An 18478-nucleotide genomic window follows, 5' to 3' on the forward strand; every position below is an offset into this window, starting at 1 on the left:
TATATGTAGTTGTTTTTATTTATAAAACATCAAAAAACAAAAAAGAGGCCTTGACCTCTTTTTAACCAATTAGATTAATGACTTTAATTAAACTGTAAAATCATCACCCAAATAGACTTTACGTACCTGTTCATTGTCTAAAATTTCTTGCGGTGTGCCTTCAGCAATTACCGAGCCTTCACTTACAATATAAGCACGTTCACAGATTGCCAAAGTTTCACGAACGTTGTGATCGGTAATGAGTACACCAATACCACGATCTTTTAATGTTTGGATAATATCTTTAATATCGCCCACTGAAATTGGATCGACACCCGCAAATGGCTCATCCAATAGCATAAATTTAGGGTCTGCTGCCAAAGCACGCGCAATTTCCGCACGGCGGCGTTCACCACCCGATACACTCATTCCTAATGAATCTTTAATATGACTAATTTTAAAGTCGTTTAACAACTCATGAAGACGTTGTTGGCGTTGTTGCTTATTCAAATCTTTACGCGTCTCTAAGATCGACATAATATTTTCAGCAATCGTCAACTTTCTAAAGATAGAAGCTTCTTGAGGTAAATAACCAATACCTTTACGCGCACGCTCATGCATCGCTAAGTCTGACATATCGAGGTCATCAAGATGAATCTCGCCCTTATCCATACGCACAAGCCCAACGACCATATAGAAACTGGTCGTTTTTCCGGCACCGTTAGGACCAAGCAAACCAACAATCTGTCCACTTTGCATACTAAAAGAGACGTCTTTGACAACCCAACGCTTACTATAGTTTTTGGCTAAGTGCTTAATACACAAAGTTTGCGGTTGTTGAAGAGCTTGCTGCATTAGTCACGCGCTCCTGGGAAACTTTTAGAACTTGAAGGTGGAATAATAATTTGTACACGGTTTGAAGAAGAACCTTGAGCTTCAACATCACCTTTATTCATACTATATTTCAGAGAGTTACCACGAATACTTGAACCATCTTGGTATAAGTATGCGCCGCCAGACAGAGTAATAATGCCTGTATCTGCATTATAGACAATCGTTTGCCCTTCACCACGTGCAACACCTTTATTGGCATTAATTTGCTGTTGGAACTTAGCTGGTCGGCCTTTGGCAGTAATCACTTGAATTTCACGTTTCGAGTTTAGATTGGCAACAATTGAGTCAGCTTGAAGCTTCATCGTACCTTGCTCAATCACAACATTACCCGTGTAAGTGGTCAAACCAGTTTTGTCATTATAAGTTGCACGGTCTGCGACCAATGAAATTTGTTGATTACGGTCAGACGGCAAAGCAAAAGTCGAAGCAGATGATAAAGCAACGAATGTAATTACCGCAGCTTGTTTTAGGAAAGCTGAAGAACGTTTTAAATTAAGACTTTGGTGCATACTTTCCTCGAATATTAAAAAATTCGTACTGACCGTTATTCAAATTGCCTTTTAATCCTTTACTCACAAACTCGCCTTGTGGAGACTGAACAACCACTTGATGGTTTGTTTCAATGTCTCTGGTTTTTGGATAACCTGTTAGTTCATCGGTTTGGAACTCAATAGTTCCTTGAGGTGCAATCTTGGTTGCGACCACATCGCCCGATAACACAACCTTTTGATTATCATCATATCCATAAGCTTGTTTAGCAAAGAATGTTGCATCAACTTTACCTAATTTATACATAGAGGCGTTAAGCTGATCCAACTTTGACGTTTTTTGTTGCATATCCTGCTCAAGCTGACGAACTTCAGCACGAATATACAAATTGCCTTTGTCATCAGTTTGAGTCAAATGGACGCCCTGCGCCGAATACGTCATATTCTTCGCCGAACCAATGTCCAGTTTTTTTGCCTTGCCGCTATAGTAGTAATAACCACCACTCACAGCAGCAACTACTACAGCAACAATATATAAAACTCTGGTATCCATGAGCAGGAATAGCCTACCTTTTTAAGTAATCTTGTTATTAATGCGGTACTGCAAGATATTTTTCAAGAAGTTCTTGGTAAATGCCTTTTGCGATCAGCAACATATCACAGACTTCACGAACAGCTCCACGACCACCCATTGCTTGGGTCACTAAGTGCGCACGGCGGCGCACTTCTTCATGTCCGTTTGGAACGGTAACACTCATTCCCGCAATCGCAAATGCTGAAAGATCCGGCCAATCATCGCCCATATATAAGCAATCTGAAGGCAAAATATTAAACTGTGCACATGCTTCACGAAGTGCTGAGCCTTTGTCTTCACGACCCTGAAAAACGAGGTCTACCCCCAAATCAGACATGCGTTTATCAACAATATTACTTTTTCGACCAGTAATAATGATGACTTTCATACCCGCTTGTTGCGCAAGTTTCATGCCCAAACCATCACGGATATCAAATGATTTAATTTCATCGCCCGTGTTGGTTAATGTCACAAAGCCATCACTTAAAATACCATCAACATCCAGAACCAATGCCTGCAAATGACGTGCTTGTTCTAACAATGCATACGATGCCATGGATTAATTCACCCCTGCCTGAATAAGATCATGCATACTAATTACACCAATCACTTTATTTTGGTCGTCGACCACTACAAACTGACTGATTTTTTTCTGGTTAAGTTGTTGTAACGCTTCTACAGCACGTGCTTCTTGAGAAATAGTTGACGGTCTTTTGGTCATGACCTCAGACACAGGTAAATTCACATCAAACCCTTGCTGTTTATCGATGAGACGACGTAAGTCTCCATCTGTAAAAATACCAAGCAAGTGGTCTTGTTCATCAACAATTGTCGTTAAACCTAAACGCTTATTTGAAATCTCGTAAAGCACTTGATTCATTGGAGTCTCAGGTGAAACTTTTGGTAACTCGTCACCTGTATGCATTAAATGTTTTACATGTAAAAGTAAACGCTTACCTAATGCCCCTGCAGGATGCGAACGTGCAAAATCATCAGCAGTAAAACCGCGTGCTTCAAGCAAAGCAACCGCTAAAGCATCGCCTAAAACCAAAGTCGCTGTCGTACTTGAAGTAGGAGCTAAGCCTAAAGGGCAAGCTTCATCCGACTCACCTAGAGTTAAAGCGATATCAGCATTTTGCGGCATTGGGCCTTTATCATCACGACTAATCGTAATCATCGGTACGCCGAGATGTTTAATAAGCGGCATAAGCATCATGATTTCATCACTTTTTCCTGAGTTGGAAATTGCAATAAGTACATCACCGCGAACCAGCATACCTAAATCGCCATGGCCCGCTTCACCAGGATGCATAAAGAAAGACGGCGTACCTGTAGAGGCAAATGTTGCCGCCATTTTTCGACCAATATGCCCAGATTTACCCATACCTGTAATCACAACACGACCTTTACACTGCAACAGTACTTCGCAAGCACGGTTAAAACGGTCATCAATTTGTGTTGCTAATACATCTATGGCTTGTTGCTCAATACGCAATGTAGCTAATGCACTGCTTTGGAAATCTGTAGGATTAGGCATACGAGTTTGACTCAAAATAATTGATCTGATCTCTTAATTGAGATCGGTGATTTTAATCAAAAGATTTGGGGGCATTCTAGCATAACTCAATCAGTTACACGTTTTTAAATGTATAAGATTTCACAAGCTTATAAAATTCATGCATAAAACTTTGTTAAAAATGATGCATCAGTTATGATGTAACACTATTTTTGTTGAGTGTTTGAAAACCCTTATGCAACCGTTTGTTTTATATAACTCTGAGCAACGAAAAAAAGTTGAATTTGTACCTCGCAAAGAAGGTCACATCGATATGTACGTCTGCGGTATGACCGTTTACGACTACTGTCATATCGGGCATGCTCGAGTTATGGTTGCATTTGACTACATTATCCGTTTTTTGCGCAGTCAAGGCTGGAAAGTCCGCTACATTCGCAACATTACCGATATTGATGACAAAATCATCAAACGTGCGAATGAGAATGGTGAAACAATCCAACAGCTCACCACGCGTTTCATCGATGCCATGAATGAAGATGCAGCGAACTTAGGCTGTTTGGCACCAGATGAAGCACCGAAAGCGACTGAATATATCGACCAGATGCAAAACATGATTGGCAATCTGGTCAATAAAGGCGCTGCTTACCCTGCTTCAAACGGCGATGTTTATTTTGAAGTCACCAAATTTGAAAAATATGGTCGCCTCTCTGGCCGTAAGCTTGATGACATGCAAGCTGGCGCGAGTGAGCGTGTCGATGTAGAAGTTGAAAAGAAACATCCTTTTGACTTTGTGCTTTGGAAACATGCCAAAGAAAATGAACCGTCTTGGGCATCCCCTTGGGGTAATGGCCGTCCGGGTTGGCACATCGAATGTTCTGCAATGTCAACTTGCTGCCTAGGTAACCACTTTGACATTCATGGTGGTGGTTCAGATTTAATGTTCCCACACCATGAAAATGAAATTGCACAAAGTGAAGCCTCAACTGGTGAGCAGTATGTGAATTACTGGATGCATGTTGGCTTTATTAACGTTGATGGCGAAAAGATGTCTAAGTCTTTAGGCAACTTCTTTACGATTCGTGACGTGATGGAGAAGTTCCACCCTGAAGTGATCCGCTACTTTATTGTGTCTTCACACTATCGTAGCCCTGTGAACTTCTCTGATGTGGCACTCAAAGAAGCAAAAACTTCTTTAACTCGCTTCTATCATTCATTTAAAGCTTATCAACAAGCATATGGTCAAACGACAACTGAAACGCTTGATCAAAGCTTTATTGAACGTTTTAACAATGCAATGTGTGATGATTTCAACACTGCCGAAGCAATGGCTGTATTGTTTGAACTCAACAAAGAGTTAAACCGTGCTGTAAAAGAAGAACAAGCTGACCAAGCGACTGTGCTTTATTCGACATTACGTCACCTCACCAACATTTTAGGTTTGGTACAACACAATGTAGATGATTTCTTAAAATCAGATATTGGACAAGAAGCACTTGCTTTGTCTGATGCTGAAATTGAAGATTTCATTCAACAACGTGTTGATGCTAAAAAAGCTAAAGACTTTGCGAAGGCAGATGCTATTCGTCAGTCTTTACTTGAACAAGGCGTAGTTCTCGAAGACACCCGTCAAGGTACAGTTTGGCGTCGTGCTGATTAAACGTTCAATTAGATCACAAGAGTGTTGACAGTTTAATGAAACACTCTATAATGTGCTCACATTGCGGGAATAGCTCAGTTGGTAGAGCATAACCTTGCCAAGGTTGGGGTCGCGAGTTCGAGTCTCGTTTCCCGCTCCAAAATTTAAAAACCACTTAATTCGAAAGAATTAGGTGGTTTTTTATTCTCTATTGGTTAGCTTTGACTACTCAAAATAGTCAAAATTCGCATTAAAAAACGCTTTATATTTCCGTTGCAACACCATGAAATTTGGAGTGTTATTATGCAAAAGCCAGTTAAACGCGGGGACAGCGTGGCGCATCAATATTCGTTATCTAGGGCAAACGTTATACGGCTACTCGAGATACAGCGAGTGAGTGTGAACAATGGGCCACTAAAAAATTATTAGAATTACAATCTTAACTGGCTAATCCTGAGTCTGAAAAAATCCATATCTCCTTCTATGACCTTTTGAACAGTACTATCAAGAAGAAGGCAGAAAAATGAAGAGTGCCCGCTTAATTGTTCAAATACTTAAATGCCTAAAGAAAAAAGAATAATGAAAATATAATTAATATTTTATGATTAAACCCATCATTAAGTTTTTATTGATATTGAAATTAAAAAATTAGCTTAAAAGTATATTATCGCAAAGTCTCCCCCATTGAGGAGACTTTCTAAGTATTAAATGACTTAAGGATGAATTTTTTTCAATCCATCTTCTACAGCAAATTTAGCTTCCTCCCACTGTAAACGTGAACTGCCTTTAACTTGTTCCCATTTAGTTTTCAATTTAGATTCAACCTCGGAAAAATTAATTTCTGCATTATTATCTACACGATTTTCATAACCTAAACGATAAGCCCTCCGATAATCACGATCATATTCTAGATTCTTGTCTTCAATATAATATGGCATTTTTTTATAGTTTTCTCGCCAATAATTATCTTCTTCTTGCCAGTCATTACTATCATCTTTTTGATTATTTGTTTGAGCTATATCATTACCTGCTATTGCCCCTACCACACCACCAATAATCCCCCCAACAACAGCACCTGGAGGGCCGCCAGCAACACCAAATGCAGCACCTACCGCCGCTCCTCCCAAGGTTCCTGCACCTGTAGCAACCAAATTCTCTCCACCTTCATTCATATCGGGTACATGATTGTTATTAGTCGGTGGAGAGTTTAAATCTGGACGGGCATTATCAATTGTGGTTGAAATGTCTTGTAATGGTTTGCTATTTGATACATTACCATTAGAAGATGGCTCTTTTTGAGTCGTATGATTACCAATTGAATTTGATTGTTTTGTATTTACCATTTTCTTACTCCCTATATTTTAAAATCTAGTATCTTTCAAAAGAGCTAGAATATTAAAAGAACTTTTGAAATATGCTTGATAATTATTATAATTCACCTTTAGTTTAGCTATGTTTCACAAATACCCCTATTAAGTAAGGAGATGTTATTAATTAATAAAAAGTATTTCTCATCAATAAAAATTCTTATTCAAATAGTCTTCACAATTATATCATTCTTTATCCCATAATCATTATATTTCGCTAGATTAAACATTACCCATAACATTCTAGTTTTACACTGCTCTGAAGGAAATTATGATTTTATGATATGCAATTTAAAAAAGCCTAGTTAATTAATACTAGGCTTTTTAAATGTATTTTTTAAAGATACCAATTGTATATTATTTTATCTTTTTAAATATATCTTCAGCTGCTTTTAGGTGTTTCGCAACAGCATCACGTGTTTGTACGAGCATATTTTTTAATTCAGAATTTTTCGTGTTTGGTATTAACTGCTTATCAATTATCGTCAAAACTTTACGGTGAACTTTAACTTGACTCATCATGTAATTTTTATCAGTATCTGATGTTACTTGATTAAGCTTACTAACAATTTTATCACTATCATTTTGCAATGATTCACTAAGATTACTGGTTTGTGAAATCAACTGTAACCGACTTGCCAACGCTTGTGCATTTTTTTCATTGGCTGAATGTTCTTTAATCATCATTTCAGCATATTTCTTAGCTTCATCCATTTTTAGTTTTGGCAGTGCAGTTTTTGCCTGCTTAATTTCACCATTATTAGCTGTACTTAATATCTTGAAAATTTGACTATCAGTCAAATTTTCATGGTTTTCATTTAATATTTTAGAGTGATTCTTACCATCATTTATAGTTTGTTGATTCGCTGCCATAATCTCAAATGCACTGAAGCTTAAAACACCACTAATTGCGATACAGCTAATAATTTTCTTCGTTAAAATAGCTTTCATACCAATATCCTTTAACTTAATTCATGAGTATTTCTACCTATGGGTAGCTTTTTCACATTTCCAATCTATATCCCTACTTGTAAATTCAAGGTTGGGGTTATTTATTCATTATTTCACTCAACCATATTTATACCGCTCGTTGAATATTCTTCGCAAAGGGTAAATAGCTTATTTAAAGTAGATGATATAAATTTAATAATAAATCATGCCTCTGTATCCAATCTTATTAATGTAAATATAAAATATATATAATTTTAAAAAACATTAGCTTAAAAACAATTTTTAATTTTTATTTTTACGAAAATAACAATAAAGCTCTTTATATTAACTTATAGATACTAAAGCTAAAATTAAATATATTTTAAAGAAAATTTAAACCAATTTAACTTATTCGCCCATCTATAAAAAAGCATTTTCCTAAAGGCTTTAATTCACACACTGCACACAAACAATGACATGCACTTTTGTAGATATCGTATGAGCTGTGCAACCTGAAGGTAGAATACACAGCGAAATCAGAAACTTCATAGTGAAACGCGGTTAGCGATCCAACCATAAAAGAATTGTTCCTGCGTGGGATTTCGCTCACAAATTTTGATGTAACGTTGGCCTTGCATGATATTAAGAACCCGAACTAATACCTTCTCTACTTCTTTACCGCGCTTAGCCAGTGTTGTGGTTTGGAAATTTTCGATAGCGTTGGACTTAATGAGAGAGCCTTCGAATAGCTTTGAAGAACATGAGGTTTGATAAGCTCTTGATAAAGTTGTTTGGCTTGGTTGCTCTTCAAGAGGCTATACATCACCTTCTTTATTGACTCAATTTCATATATACTGGCCTCAGTATGAGATGAGCCTTATATAGTTCATTGCTAGATCAATGAATGACTAAGCCCTTAGCTTTCGAGCAAGGGCTTTTTTACGTCCAAAATAAAATGTTAACAAGATTTCATTTAACCTTTTGCGCTCAAATAAAAAAAGACCACATCCTCCAACAGAATAATGCAGCCTTTTTTAACAATTAAGTTAATGTGCTGTCTCTGCTGCTTTAGGTTTAAAGACCATTAAACAGACCACAATAAAAGCCAACAAAACGAAAGATGCGCTAAATCTGCTTAGCTCTAATCCACCATGTGCGATAGGTTTATCGAGGAAATCACCTAAAACCGCTCCGAGCGGTCGAGTAAGAACAAAGGCCAGCCAGAATAATAATGTTCTTGAGATTTTGGTATAGAAATAGCAGATTGCTAAAACCAATAACAAAGTACCAAAAATTAAAGCAGCGCTGGTATACCCTAACCCTTGAGTATCCGCAGTCCAATCACCTAATGCTGTTCCCAATGTTTGAGAGAACATAATGGTTAGCCAATAGAAGGCTTCACTTTTAGCAGATTGAATACTTTTTACCGAAATTGTGCCGCAGCTTAAATACCAGACAAACAAAGAGAGACCTAATAAAATAAGCAATATTAAACTTCCGCCTGCATAACCCACACCTAAAGTTCGGTCAACAAAGTCGGCAATTGTCGTTCCTAATGTGGTCGTGGCAATAATGGTCGCCCAATAAAAAAATGAATTGTATTTTTTGGCTTTAATTTGCAAGCCAACAAAAACTGCAAATATCACTGCGAAAATAGCTGTACTAATTCCATATCCCAAATTAAGGGACATAGATAGCGCATCTCCAGCAGTTTCACCTAAAGTGGTAGCAGCAATTTTAATGATCCAGAACAGTAACGTAACTTCTGGAACTTTACTTAAACTTTTAGATAAACTTTCATGACTCATCACTGTATGTTCTCCAAACATACTCACCGATTGGCCAATATCTAAAAGATCAAGCCTTAACCTGAAATTAAGAGTAAAAATAAACTACAAAGTTCTCCAATAATGAATACTTTGATCTGTTAATTGAAAGGTTGAGTTCTTAATTTGTTGCAAACACTTTGTTATACAAACTTTTTCAACTTAATGTCATAAATATTAAGTTGTTCTTTATTACTCTCAAGTTTGGTAGTCATTTTTATAACATTTCACTTCATCTATAGTTTTTATTTTCTAATACTTTTATTGTTATTTTCTTGAATTAAATAAAAAAACCTACTCCATGAGCAGGTCTTATTTACTTATATAGCTCAGCTTATAGAACTCTTCGCTAAACATTTTTCATGCCATATCATTTGAAAGTCTTCAACAGCTTTTGTTTTGGTTAAAGGATCTTCAAATAACTTAGAAGAATACGCTGTATCTATAATTTGTTGATAAAGCTCTTTTGCCTCTGCTTCTTCAAGATGACTAGCAATCTCTTGTAGTTCAATCACTGGTACATCATGTTGTCTTGCATCCATAACACCTTTTGCAGCATTTTTCACAAGATAACAATAATGCGTTTCCATAGTTTCAGATGCAGCATAGCATGGAAGAGTGATCGCGCTCATAAAGAGGAATATAAATTTCATAATCTCACCTTAATTTCACGCGCAAGGGTAACAAGTTATCCTTTAAAATTACAGCCCAAGTATTTTAAAGGTTCGCTCATCGAGCTCCCTCAGCTCATCCAAAGTATAAAGTCGGCCTTTAGGATCAAAGAATTTGTCAAAATCAAATTGCCCTTCTTTATATAATTTATAGCGTTTAGGGCCTAACCATTCTTTTTGGAAAAAATTATCGGTCAGTTTAAAAAACTCTTTAAAAGAAATATCTGCATCTATTTGACCCATTAATTGAGCCCGTTCATCTTTAGGGATGTCTCGCATCCTTCTTTCATCCATAATAAAAGACCGATTACCAATAAGCCTTCCGTCCTTACTAACAGGAACCAGAATACTCCGGCAATTGGGATGCAAAGGTGGCACCCTTTTCGCTGGATCATTCAATTTCCAAATTGAACCGTCAATGGCTGCACAAACTTTAGAAGTCCTCCCATCAAGTACACTCACAAACCTGACATATTCAAAATTAAATTTTTTGAAGTTATATAAATAGACCTGATTTGAAATATGGCTCCGCAGGGTTCTGACAATACGTTCAATATCAATTCTGGTACTGTTGAGCAATCCATCTTCATACTTAAGGCGTTTCGTACCAGTAATACGCCTAATAATTTGCTGAGGTGTCATACCTGTATTCATTCCATCGCGAATAGCATATTCAATTCTTTGCAGGGCATTCTCACTAATTTGAGCTAAGGATTCATCAACTAAGGCACCCCCCGCTAATGGAACTCGTTTTATTAATTTATAGAGGTGCTCTCCCTCTAAATCTTTAACGACTTTACTAAATAACTTAGCCACATAATTTGATTCATAAACAGCCAAACTAGTTGCCGAATGAGCAAACATTTCTGGTAGAACAGCACGTATTGAATTAAACCAATCTGAAATCACAAGTTGAATATTTTTAAGGTGACGAGTTGTGTATTCTCCACCTGCTAAAGCAGCCCTTTCAGTATCATTAAGCTCTTTTATTAAATGCTCCAAACGATCAAGCATAGCTATTGTTTCAGTATTAAAAAATCTAAAAAGCTCATTTACCGATCTGGAAGATGCTCGATAAAGATAGGCTTGATGTTGTGTGAAGACATCAAAAAGCGATTTTTCAGTAATATTCTTCATGAAAGTTACCTCTAAAAGGCGCACTTTATTATTTTTTTATAATGCTGATCTGTAGAAATTTTAAGGAACTAAAAATTTGAAAAGCTAATTAAACTGGTAATTTTGTTTTATAAATTTTTTCTGAACGCTAATATTTCCAATAAAATTGGCCAACCATAAAATAAATTCATCACGATACTCAAAGCGCGGAAGTAAGCTCAAGTCAACTTTTATCTCTCTTTCAGAAAGAGGCTTACTTAAACATTCTTCAAAATCAATTTTGCTATATTTTAGTTTTAAATTGATTTGCTCAGCTTCTTTTCTAATTTCAGCCATGACTCTATTAAGATTAGTCACCGGATTATCAGTAATCTGGTACTTTTCATAAATATTGGCGTATACATTTTCAGCAATATCTAAATATTTAATGAGTTCAGCATTCTCATTCATCTCGTTATCTTCCTATTTTTTTGGAAATTATGTACGAGTAAATGTTTCTATACGTAATTTAAGCGTATTTTTATGTGAAAAATATTTTAATAAAAATAACAATTTATTGCTTAACCCACTATTTTTTATATCATTAATATTTTCTCATAAAACATTTCCATATTTTCTGACATTTTTAATTGGCATAAATATGTACTATTAACGGTTTTAACAGAAAAAAACCGCCCCAGAAGGCGGTAGCTGAATTCTATCAGCGAGATATAGAAGTATGGTGGATGAATACTTCTATATTTTATGAAGACAGTTTACTATTTTTAATATAGTCCTCAGATTTAAAGTAATTAATAATCATCTCGGCATTTTCTTCTCTACTTGGCTCAGTAGCTGCTGGAATCTCGGTCTTATCCATTTTAAAGTCTTTCGGAATATAGTTTGAAATTGGAGGCAGCTTTTCCTTTCCGCCTACCGTCATTCGTTCAATAAAACCAGCCAGCCATAAAATAAACTCGCCTTCATTTTTAAACTTAGGCATCAAACTTAAATCTATATGGACTGATTTTTCTTTATTAAATTGATTTAGGCATTCTTCAAAATTTATAAAATTATACTTAAGTTTGAACTCAGTACCTTTAATTGCTTTACGAATCAGGCTAATTAAACAATTCAAATTTTGAATCATATCGTCCGTAAATAAATTGTCTTTTTTAATTTCCTTATATACTTTATCCGCTATAGCTAAATACTTTGGCATTTCTTCCTCCTCAATTTTTTATAAATAATTGAAAATAAAAAAATTCATATTTTGATTATGAAGAATTAATTGTAATTGAGTGAAATCAAATTAGCTTTCAATGTAAAAATTACCAATATTATGTAAAATTGCACCAGAATGAACCACAAAAAAATTCATATTACGTTAACTGGTCCACAATTTTATTTAATAATTTTAACTAATTAGAAATGTTTTCTTTCAATTGTAAATGATTATTTTAGACATACTCTTCTAAGACAATAGTTTTATAAATCAATGAGAAACTTATTTTTTAAATTGCTTTTCCTATGAAAAAACTCATTATAGCGGTTGTCTTTCTTTAAGTTGATAATTTAAAAAAACTTAATTAAAGATAAATTTATAACACTGATCTATCTGTTATATTTTTTTGAAAAAATTCTGTATCTATGATTACACATTGTATTTCTTCATGATAGTAACTATCTAGACACGAGGTAGCTAACATGAATTTTTTAAGAAAGAAAAATAAAGCTAGTTTTGTATTATTTATTATCACTCTCTATTCAATGTTAGGGTTTGGCTTAGGCTATGTTATTTGGGAATATTTCCTACAAATTCCATGATTTATTAAGCATGAAAAGTACCTTTCAAAATTTAAGTTATCTCAAGATTGAAAGGTACTTAGCCATCAGTTAACGCTATGTCTGGCAATTTCAGCATTAATCTCTAGACTTATTTCTTTACTGCGATGATAAGCTGCTTTTAAAGCCAGTCGAATATCATCGGAAAGATTGCCTAGCTCAAACATTCGTAATGCAGATTCAGTAATGCCATTAGCTAATGTGACCTTGCCACATAACTCACTTGGCTGAACATTACTTTTACGCACCATGTCTACAGCACCTGACGCTGCTTGAAGTGCCAGATCTAAAGCAAACTGCTTATCTAGCCCCATAGAAACACCAGTTTTTACCATACTGTCGAGGATATAAAAGAAGTACGCTGGGCCTGAACCCGATAACGCGATAATGGCATCACTTTCTGATTCTGAATTTGCCCAATAGGTCTGCCCTGTGGCTGAATAAATTGTCTCAACTAACTCTTTATCTAAAGGTTCTAGATACTCTGAACCAATCAACACATGAGTACCTGTATAAGTTAATACTGGTGGGTTAGATATGATTCTTATAACCTTTTTTGAACCCGTAATATTCATGAGTTGTTTGATATTAATTCCAGCCATCATCGATACAATAGTTTTATCAGCTAACCATTTTTTTAATGGTGCTAAGATGACTTTTAGATTTTTTGGGTCTACTAATAGAACAACGATATCAGCCTTTTTTACCTCATGCTGCTTTTGCTTTAGAATGATTTCATTATCAAACTTTCCTTCCTCTATAAGATTAATTTTTTCTTTTTGAAATCCTTTTAAAACCAAACCTCCAATTAAAGCTAAAGACAAATTACTACTACCGATGAAGCAAATATTTGGTTGTACTATATTCAACATTTAGAATTATTTCCTTCCTTTAGATATACTACAAAAAGAAATATTATTTATGACTTAAGTCATGGACCGTTAATACAATAAAAATTTAATAAATTTTTATGAATGTTAAGTTTAATTTTACAACTAAACTCTATTTTGAGCTAAGATTACTCTATTACTTATGACGTTATGAATAACAAATTAAACTAAATTGTTAAAAATATGTAATTAAAAATTAATTATAGCTTATCTGATTTAAGCAATATACTTGCCAGACTTAAAGTGGTTTTATTTAACATCCACTTAAAGATCTTTGTTCTTTTTTTAAGAAACTTTCCGCTATTCGTGATGCTTCCTGATAATTTATTTCGCTGTATACCCAAAATGACAAAAGCTTTCCACCTAAATGAAAGTATTGCTTATGGTACTCATTTATATCATCTGAATGAGGGTTTCCAACACAGAAACTATCTTCATTAATTTTTCTTACTTTACCGTTTAAAATACCGCCAATACAAATATCCATTTTTATACCAGTTATAATGTTAACTTATACAACACAAATTTAATTTTTATATTATATAAAACAAATAATCAACTTATTTAATATTTTATATAAAAAACCCACAAAGGAAGAAGTGGGTTTTTTAACTACGTAGATGATTTCATGTTATTTAATTGAGCAAATGGCCAAAAAATAAATCAAATAAAATCATCAAATTATGTTATTTAAGCATTCGTCACAATTGTGATATTCGAAGCTTGTGGGCCTTTTTTACCCTGTGTCACAGTAAACTGAACACGCTGGCCTTCTAGAAGAACTTTAAAGCCTTGTGTTTGAATCTCAGAAAAATGTGCAAAAACATCTTTACCTTCATCAGTTTGAATAAAACCAAAACCTTTAGTTTCATTAAACCATTTTACTGTACCAGTAGCATTAGACATAAATTAATCCTAATTTTAAAAACATTATCATTTGTTATTGGGTATTCCAATTGAACTAAAAAATATACACTCTACTTAAATATCTAATAATATACGGAGGATTATAAATAAAACTGCGAAAAGAGAGATTTAGGGTAACATGAATATTTTTGTAGTTAATGTCGACTATACACGCTTCTTAACGAATTGCAATCTCTATCTTGATTAATTGATTTTCCACACAATTTGTGCGTATCTAACGATCACTTATCTATTGATTTTAAATGCTATTTTTTAATTTAGTTAATTGTTTTAACTTCAATATATTAATTAAATATATCTTATTTTTATACGATAAAATTTTATCTTTTGAAAATTATTAAGCCTCTCTTTACGCTCTAAAACTACTTTAATATCTTACTAAAATATTTTACTTTTTTATAAAATATACAGACTTGTATATATACACTTCATGTATTCTGATTTAAAGTACGTGTGCAGCTTAACATATTGATGATAAACAGGAAGTAGCCACGTGAACGGTCTCTTAGTTTTTATAACCATTGCTTTTCTTACCTTATCTAGCCCTGGACCAGGCGTTTTATTTACAGTAACAAATTCAATAAATTATGGTGTTCGTACCGCTTTATTCGGTATTAGCGGTTTAATCATTGGTATGTTCATTATCTCTGTGATTTCTGCAAGTGGTGTTGGTCTCATTATTACCAGTAACCCCACCATCTTTACTGTTTTAAAGTTTATTGGGGCCTTTTATCTTATGTATTTAGGTTATAAAAACTTTATAAAGAAATCTCCTACTCAAGATTTAATAGAAACTGAACACAACGATAAAATCGTGAAGAAATCAAAACTTTTTTATCAGGGGCTATTTGCTTCATTACTTAATCCGAAAACGATTGTCTTTTTTATTGCACTTTTTCCTCAGTTTATTGATATTAAAAAAGAAATATTAAATCAATTTCTCATTTTATCTTTAACCTTTTGCTTTATCGGATTTTTAATTCATTTAGTTTATGCTAATTTTTCTTCAATTTTTAAAGAGAAAATGCTTGCCGGAAATAATTTTGCAAAACTGAATAAAGTGAGTGGTTGTATTTTCTTTCTTCTCGCCATTTTACTTATTACTCAATAAACAATTTGTATTATAAAAAGAAGAATGGACCAACTTGCTATATGTATTCAGCTCAAGCAAGTTGGTCTTTTTAAAAACTCACACGGTTAGCAAGCCATCCATAAAAGAATTGTTCATACTTTGGATTTTTCTCTGTAATTTCAATATAGCGTTGGCCTTGCATAATATTTAGAAGACGTACCATCACTCTTTCCCCTTCTTGACCGCGCTTTTTAATATAGAGTGATAAAGCCTGTAAGGTAGAAGGCCCATATTCACCATCTAATTTAAGATCCCTCCATCCCTCTTTTCCTTGTCTGTTTAACAAATTCAAAGCACGTTGTAGAAGTGGTTTTGTGAAACCAAGACCACAATTTACTCCTGTATCGAGCAGTTCTTCAGCGATAATCGGACTAATCAAATTAATTTGATCAAATCGCGGCTCAAGCCAATATTGCTTTTTATAAATATCTCTTGCAGTTTCTAAAGGTAAATCCTCCATTTCACCTTGATATCCATAGCTACGTGCAACTGCTTGAGTAATTCCAAATTTGGTGGCATGTCCAGAGTCAAGCGTATCATTTACATAACCACCTTCACGTTTTATAAGTGCATCTAGATATTGTTCAACCTTCATGGGCCTGTCCTCATTTATATAACTCGCTGATAGCTATTAACTTTGAATATCATCTTTTGCTTTTTTTAAGTCTTTCATTACTTCAACAATAGTTTTTCCTTCTTGTTTATTAATGAAGTTAAATATCCACCTCACAATTGCCCAACCAGGTAAGCCACAAATAAAGAAGAATCCACCTAAAGTGATCATGCCCCATATATCGGTCACCCATTCATGTAAGTTCCATTTCATGATAATGAATGAACCACCAGTCAAGCTTGAGACAATAGTACAAATCAAACCTACTACCCATTCTTGAGGCGAACGTGGGAAACGCATGATTAAAACTACCGCTACGACTAAGCTTACTGCTAAAGCGATCATCATGACCGTACCATACAGCTTAAAAATAGAAGCTAGTCCATTTAATGTTAAAAAATTTTCCATAATTCAATCCTGTCTCATACTTAAAATTTGAAAATAATCATACTTACTACATTGTTATTTCTCATATTTTTATAAAAAATTGCTATATAACCGTGCTTAGCCTAGCCGTTCTTTTTCTTTTAAAACTGGTATACATATATGACATATCTTTTTTGACCAAAAAGTTGAGATAACACGCTGCCGTATATCGGAAACTTTTGTGAGCCATTAAATTCTTTGTTAGATTCTTCATGTTCTTGATACCCTTTATCGACGAACATTAAGCCTGATCCACGGAATCGGGCTTTTTTTATTCATTTTTTATTTTTTGATAGCCGATCTCTACCACTGATTTACTATCGCCATTTTATATTCTGTCGTCCATTGAGGCAGAATACTGAGCACTACTTACCAAGCCATTGATACAAAATAAAAATATGTTCTAGTAAAAATATTGCATTAGTTCTATCAATGAGCTCTTATAATTGATATTATAACTACAGTTATTATTAGTCAATAACTATAGTTGTTTTACTAGATATAACTTTAGTTATATATTTGTGATAAGTTAGCTGGTGCGATCATTATGGCTCTTAAAGACCGTTTAAAAGATTCAAGGATTAAAGCTAAGAAAACTCAGGCAGAAGTTGCTGAAGCAGTAAAAATGTCTCAGCCTGCCTATCAAGCTTTAGAATCGGGAAAGAATTTAAAATCTGCTTTTCTTCCACTTATTGCACAGTTTTTAGGTGTAGACGCTTATTGGCTTACTACTGGTAACACAGAAGACTCTTTTAGAGAAAGTGATGTATTTAGTCCCACCGTTGTCAGCAGTGATGTAGTAGATCAATATGTCTGGATTGAAGTAGTTGAAGCAAGTTTTTCTTGTGGTACAGGTGAATCAATCGAATTTCATTTTGATGCAATTAATGGAAAAATTCCTTTCCCTGCTTCTTTCTTTAAAGAAAAGCGCGTTCCTCAGGAATGTATGCGCATTATTAAAGCTAAGGGCGATAGCATGACTGACTACATCAAAGATGGAGATTTGGTCGGCATTGATATTTCTCAGACAGAAGTGATTGATGGAGAAATCTATGCTGTTTATTTCGCTGGCGAGGGAATGATTAAACAAATTTTTAAAGAAGCTGATGGCTCTTTAATTTTGCATAGTTTAAATGAAAAATTTAGAGACCGCCGTGTAACTGAAGAGAACGGGAAAAACTTTAAAGTAATGGGCCGTCAGTTCTGGCGAGCAGGTTAAATGAGTTATTAAATATAGCTAAAATAATAATTCTATCATTTTCAAATTTCTTACTTTTTTATAATTTTAATTATTTATATAACTTAGAGACATAAAAAAAACCTATCTCCTTTAAAAGAGATAGGTTTTCTTGCTTTAGTACCATGATGTTATCAACAATATGTATTTAAACGATAAAGTTGATTAAAACCAGCATAAAAGCTTTTTCCATCTTGGTTTAGCTCAATTTCTTCACCAGTTTGAAGCTGAATTTTCTTTCCAACTTCTACCCAACGATATCCATCAAGCGAATTTTGCTTACGCACATGAGGAATAATCCTCACATTGATTTCATTGCCATTTACGGCTGTGGCAATGTGCCACTCATTTACTATATTCACAATCGTATTCACTCATTACTGAGCTCATGTGATTTAACGGTATTTAATTAGAACGCTAGATTTAAGGTAT

Annotated in this window: 22 protein-coding genes, 1 tRNA gene and 2 pseudogenes; 6 read left to right on the forward strand and 19 right to left on the reverse strand. The window is 34.4% G+C overall.

The window, feature by feature from the left end:
• Positions 1-87 precede the first annotated feature (87 nt).
• From lptB to F984_RS12335, 5 genes are read right to left on the reverse strand one after another with little or no spacing between them, the layout of a single operon-like run.
• Positions 88-834 (reverse strand): LPS export ABC transporter ATP-binding protein, encoded by a 747-nt coding sequence (gene lptB, locus F984_RS12315; protein ID WP_002051056.1) that lies wholly within the window; start codon positions 832-834, stop codon positions 88-90.
• A complete protein-coding gene (gene lptA, locus F984_RS12320; protein WP_002051027.1) occupies positions 834-1382 on the reverse strand; it encodes a lipopolysaccharide transport periplasmic protein LptA in 549 nt (182 codons plus the stop codon). The genes lptB and lptA overlap by 1 nt, the downstream gene beginning before the upstream one ends.
• Positions 1366-1914: an LPS export ABC transporter periplasmic protein LptC gene (lptC, locus tag F984_RS12325; protein ID WP_002051045.1), complete on the reverse strand. Its 549-nt coding sequence runs from the start codon at positions 1912-1914 to the stop codon at positions 1366-1368. The genes lptA and lptC overlap by 17 nt, the downstream gene beginning before the upstream one ends.
• Before the next feature lie 37 nt (positions 1915-1951).
• The gene (locus F984_RS12330; protein WP_004709751.1) at positions 1952-2491 is read right to left on the reverse strand and encodes a KdsC family phosphatase; all 540 of its coding nucleotides are present in this window, start codon (positions 2489-2491) and stop codon (positions 1952-1954) included.
• Positions 2492-2494: 3 nt separating this feature from the next.
• Complete coding sequence (locus F984_RS12335) at positions 2495-3472, reverse strand: KpsF/GutQ family sugar-phosphate isomerase (RefSeq protein WP_004709753.1); 978 nt, start codon at positions 3470-3472, stop codon at positions 2495-2497.
• 214 nt (positions 3473-3686) lie between these two features.
• On the opposite strand from F984_RS12335, the gene cysS reads away from it, so the two are divergent.
• From cysS to F984_RS23135, 3 genes and pseudogenes are all read left to right on the forward strand, one after another.
• Complete coding sequence (cysS, locus tag F984_RS12340) at positions 3687-5108, forward strand: cysteine--tRNA ligase (RefSeq protein WP_004709755.1); 1422 nt, start codon at positions 3687-3689, stop codon at positions 5106-5108.
• A 63-nt stretch (positions 5109-5171) separates the two neighbouring features.
• Positions 5172-5247 (forward strand) — tRNA-Gly (locus F984_RS12345).
• Between the two features lie 143 nt (positions 5248-5390).
• A pseudogene (locus F984_RS23135) lies at positions 5391-5658 on the forward strand (tyrosine-type recombinase/integrase); the annotation flags it as partial.
• A 142-nt stretch (positions 5659-5800) separates the two neighbouring features.
• Here F984_RS23135 and F984_RS12350 read toward each other — a convergent pair.
• The 8 genes and pseudogenes from F984_RS12350 to F984_RS12380 all read right to left on the reverse strand — a co-directional run bounded on the left by F984_RS12350 (position 5801) and on the right by F984_RS12380 (position 12198).
• Complete coding sequence (locus F984_RS12350) at positions 5801-6430, reverse strand: hypothetical protein (RefSeq protein WP_004709757.1); 630 nt, start codon at positions 6428-6430, stop codon at positions 5801-5803.
• Positions 6431-6811: 381 nt separating this feature from the next.
• The gene (locus F984_RS12355; RefSeq protein ID WP_002051046.1) at positions 6812-7405 is read right to left on the reverse strand and encodes a DUF4142 domain-containing protein; all 594 of its coding nucleotides are present in this window, start codon (positions 7403-7405) and stop codon (positions 6812-6814) included.
• Between the two features lie 524 nt (positions 7406-7929).
• Positions 7930-8076: pseudogene (locus tag F984_RS22490) on the reverse strand (putative peptidoglycan-binding domain-containing protein); the annotation flags it as partial.
• A 354-nt stretch (positions 8077-8430) separates the two neighbouring features.
• Positions 8431-9192 carry a COG4705 family protein gene (locus tag F984_RS12360; RefSeq protein WP_004709759.1) on the reverse strand — a complete coding sequence of 254 codons (762 nt, stop codon included), beginning with the start codon at positions 9190-9192 and terminating at the stop codon, positions 8431-8433.
• 347 nt (positions 9193-9539) lie between these two features.
• Positions 9540-9863, reverse strand: a complete 324-nt coding sequence (locus tag F984_RS12365; protein ID WP_004709761.1) for a hypothetical protein — start codon at positions 9861-9863, stop codon at positions 9540-9542.
• A 48-nt stretch (positions 9864-9911) separates the two neighbouring features.
• A complete protein-coding gene (locus F984_RS12370; RefSeq protein ID WP_004709763.1) occupies positions 9912-11018 on the reverse strand; it encodes a minor capsid protein in 1107 nt (368 codons plus the stop codon).
• An 84-nt stretch (positions 11019-11102) separates the two neighbouring features.
• Positions 11103-11447 (reverse strand): hypothetical protein, encoded by a 345-nt coding sequence (locus F984_RS12375; RefSeq protein WP_002048765.1) that lies wholly within the window; start codon positions 11445-11447, stop codon positions 11103-11105.
• 292 nt (positions 11448-11739) lie between these two features.
• Positions 11740-12198, reverse strand: coding sequence for a hypothetical protein (locus F984_RS12380; protein WP_004709766.1), 459 nt, complete (start codon positions 12196-12198; stop codon positions 11740-11742).
• Positions 12199-12683: 485 nt separating this feature from the next.
• On the opposite strand from F984_RS12380, the gene F984_RS22495 reads away from it, so the two are divergent.
• The gene (locus tag F984_RS22495; RefSeq protein ID WP_002048755.1) at positions 12684-12803 is read left to right on the forward strand and encodes a hypothetical protein; all 120 of its coding nucleotides are present in this window, start codon (positions 12684-12686) and stop codon (positions 12801-12803) included.
• A gap of 65 nt (positions 12804-12868) precedes the next feature.
• On the opposite strand, the gene F984_RS12385 is transcribed toward F984_RS22495, so the two are convergent.
• The 3 genes from F984_RS12385 to F984_RS12395 all read right to left on the reverse strand — a co-directional run bounded on the left by F984_RS12385 (position 12869) and on the right by F984_RS12395 (position 14617).
• A complete protein-coding gene (locus tag F984_RS12385) occupies positions 12869-13693 on the reverse strand; it encodes a pyrroline-5-carboxylate reductase family protein (protein ID WP_002048776.1) in 825 nt (274 codons plus the stop codon).
• A gap of 271 nt (positions 13694-13964) precedes the next feature.
• Positions 13965-14198 carry a hypothetical protein gene (locus tag F984_RS12390; protein WP_004709770.1) on the reverse strand — a complete coding sequence of 78 codons (234 nt, stop codon included), beginning with the start codon at positions 14196-14198 and terminating at the stop codon, positions 13965-13967.
• Positions 14199-14401: 203 nt separating this feature from the next.
• Positions 14402-14617, reverse strand: a complete 216-nt coding sequence (locus tag F984_RS12395) for a cold-shock protein (RefSeq protein WP_002048761.1) — start codon at positions 14615-14617, stop codon at positions 14402-14404.
• Between the two features lie 514 nt (positions 14618-15131).
• Here F984_RS12395 and F984_RS12400 point away from each other — a divergent pair.
• Complete coding sequence (locus F984_RS12400; RefSeq protein WP_004709773.1) at positions 15132-15749, forward strand: LysE family translocator; 618 nt, start codon at positions 15132-15134, stop codon at positions 15747-15749.
• 70 nt (positions 15750-15819) lie between these two features.
• Here F984_RS12400 and F984_RS12405 read toward each other — a convergent pair whose 3' ends face one another.
• A complete protein-coding gene (locus F984_RS12405; RefSeq protein ID WP_004709774.1) occupies positions 15820-16365 on the reverse strand; it encodes a glycoside hydrolase family 108 protein in 546 nt (181 codons plus the stop codon).
• Between the two features lie 36 nt (positions 16366-16401).
• Positions 16402-16731 carry a hypothetical protein gene (locus F984_RS12410; RefSeq protein ID WP_371508595.1) on the reverse strand — a complete coding sequence of 110 codons (330 nt, stop codon included), beginning with the start codon at positions 16729-16731 and terminating at the stop codon, positions 16402-16404.
• Between the two features lie 625 nt (positions 16732-17356).
• Here F984_RS12410 and F984_RS12415 point away from each other — a divergent pair.
• Positions 17357-18028, forward strand: a complete 672-nt coding sequence (locus tag F984_RS12415) for an XRE family transcriptional regulator (RefSeq protein ID WP_002048763.1) — start codon at positions 17357-17359, stop codon at positions 18026-18028.
• A 152-nt stretch (positions 18029-18180) separates the two neighbouring features.
• Here F984_RS12415 and F984_RS12420 read toward each other — a convergent pair whose 3' ends face one another.
• On the reverse strand, positions 18181-18411 hold the full coding sequence (locus F984_RS12420; RefSeq protein ID WP_025466846.1) for a hypothetical protein: 231 nt from the start codon (positions 18409-18411) through the stop codon (positions 18181-18183).
• Positions 18412-18478 lie beyond the last annotated feature (67 nt).

It is taken from the genome of Acinetobacter nosocomialis NIPH 2119, from assembly GCF_000368085.1.
Classification (GTDB): domain Bacteria; phylum Pseudomonadota; class Gammaproteobacteria; order Pseudomonadales; family Moraxellaceae; genus Acinetobacter; species Acinetobacter nosocomialis.

Coding starts and splice junctions, on each gene's coding strand:
- lptC (WP_002051045.1), bottom strand. CDS start 1,914: ATGGATACCAGAGTTTTATATATTGTTGCTGTAGTAGTTGCTGCTGTG.
- F984_RS12415 (WP_002048763.1), top strand. CDS start 17,357: ATGGCTCTTAAAGACCGTTTAAAAGATTCAAGGATTAAAGCTAAGAAA.
- cysS (WP_004709755.1), top strand. CDS start 3,687: ATGCAACCGTTTGTTTTATATAACTCTGAGCAACGAAAAAAAGTTGAA.
- F984_RS12395 (WP_002048761.1), bottom strand. CDS start 14,617: ATGTCTAATGCTACTGGTACAGTAAAATGGTTTAATGAAACTAAAGGT.
- F984_RS12390 (WP_004709770.1), bottom strand. CDS start 14,198: ATGGATATTTGTATTGGCGGTATTTTAAACGGTAAAGTAAGAAAAATT.
- F984_RS22495 (WP_002048755.1), top strand. CDS start 12,684: ATGAATTTTTTAAGAAAGAAAAATAAAGCTAGTTTTGTATTATTTATT.
- F984_RS12355 (WP_002051046.1), bottom strand. CDS start 7,405: ATGAAAGCTATTTTAACGAAGAAAATTATTAGCTGTATCGCAATTAGT.
- F984_RS12335 (WP_004709753.1), bottom strand. CDS start 3,472: ATGCCTAATCCTACAGATTTCCAAAGCAGTGCATTAGCTACATTGCGT.
- F984_RS12405 (WP_004709774.1), bottom strand. CDS start 16,365: ATGAAGGTTGAACAATATCTAGATGCACTTATAAAACGTGAAGGTGGT.
- F984_RS12375 (WP_002048765.1), bottom strand. CDS start 11,447: ATGAATGAGAATGCTGAACTCATTAAATATTTAGATATTGCTGAAAAT.
- F984_RS12380 (WP_004709766.1), bottom strand. CDS start 12,198: ATGCCAAAGTATTTAGCTATAGCGGATAAAGTATATAAGGAAATTAAA.
- F984_RS12370 (WP_004709763.1), bottom strand. CDS start 11,018: ATGAAGAATATTACTGAAAAATCGCTTTTTGATGTCTTCACACAACAT.
- F984_RS12330 (WP_004709751.1), bottom strand. CDS start 2,491: ATGGCATCGTATGCATTGTTAGAACAAGCACGTCATTTGCAGGCATTG.
- F984_RS12350 (WP_004709757.1), bottom strand. CDS start 6,430: ATGGTAAATACAAAACAATCAAATTCAATTGGTAATCATACGACTCAA.
- F984_RS12360 (WP_004709759.1), bottom strand. CDS start 9,192: ATGAGTCATGAAAGTTTATCTAAAAGTTTAAGTAAAGTTCCAGAAGTT.
- F984_RS12410 (WP_371508595.1), bottom strand. CDS start 16,731: ATGATGATCGCTTTAGCAGTAAGCTTAGTCGTAGCGGTAGTTTTAATC.
- lptA (WP_002051027.1), bottom strand. CDS start 1,382: ATGCACCAAAGTCTTAATTTAAAACGTTCTTCAGCTTTCCTAAAACAA.
- lptB (WP_002051056.1), bottom strand. CDS start 834: ATGCAGCAAGCTCTTCAACAACCGCAAACTTTGTGTATTAAGCACTTA.
- F984_RS12365 (WP_004709761.1), bottom strand. CDS start 9,863: ATGAAATTTATATTCCTCTTTATGAGCGCGATCACTCTTCCATGCTAT.
- F984_RS12385 (WP_002048776.1), bottom strand. CDS start 13,693: ATGTTGAATATAGTACAACCAAATATTTGCTTCATCGGTAGTAGTAAT.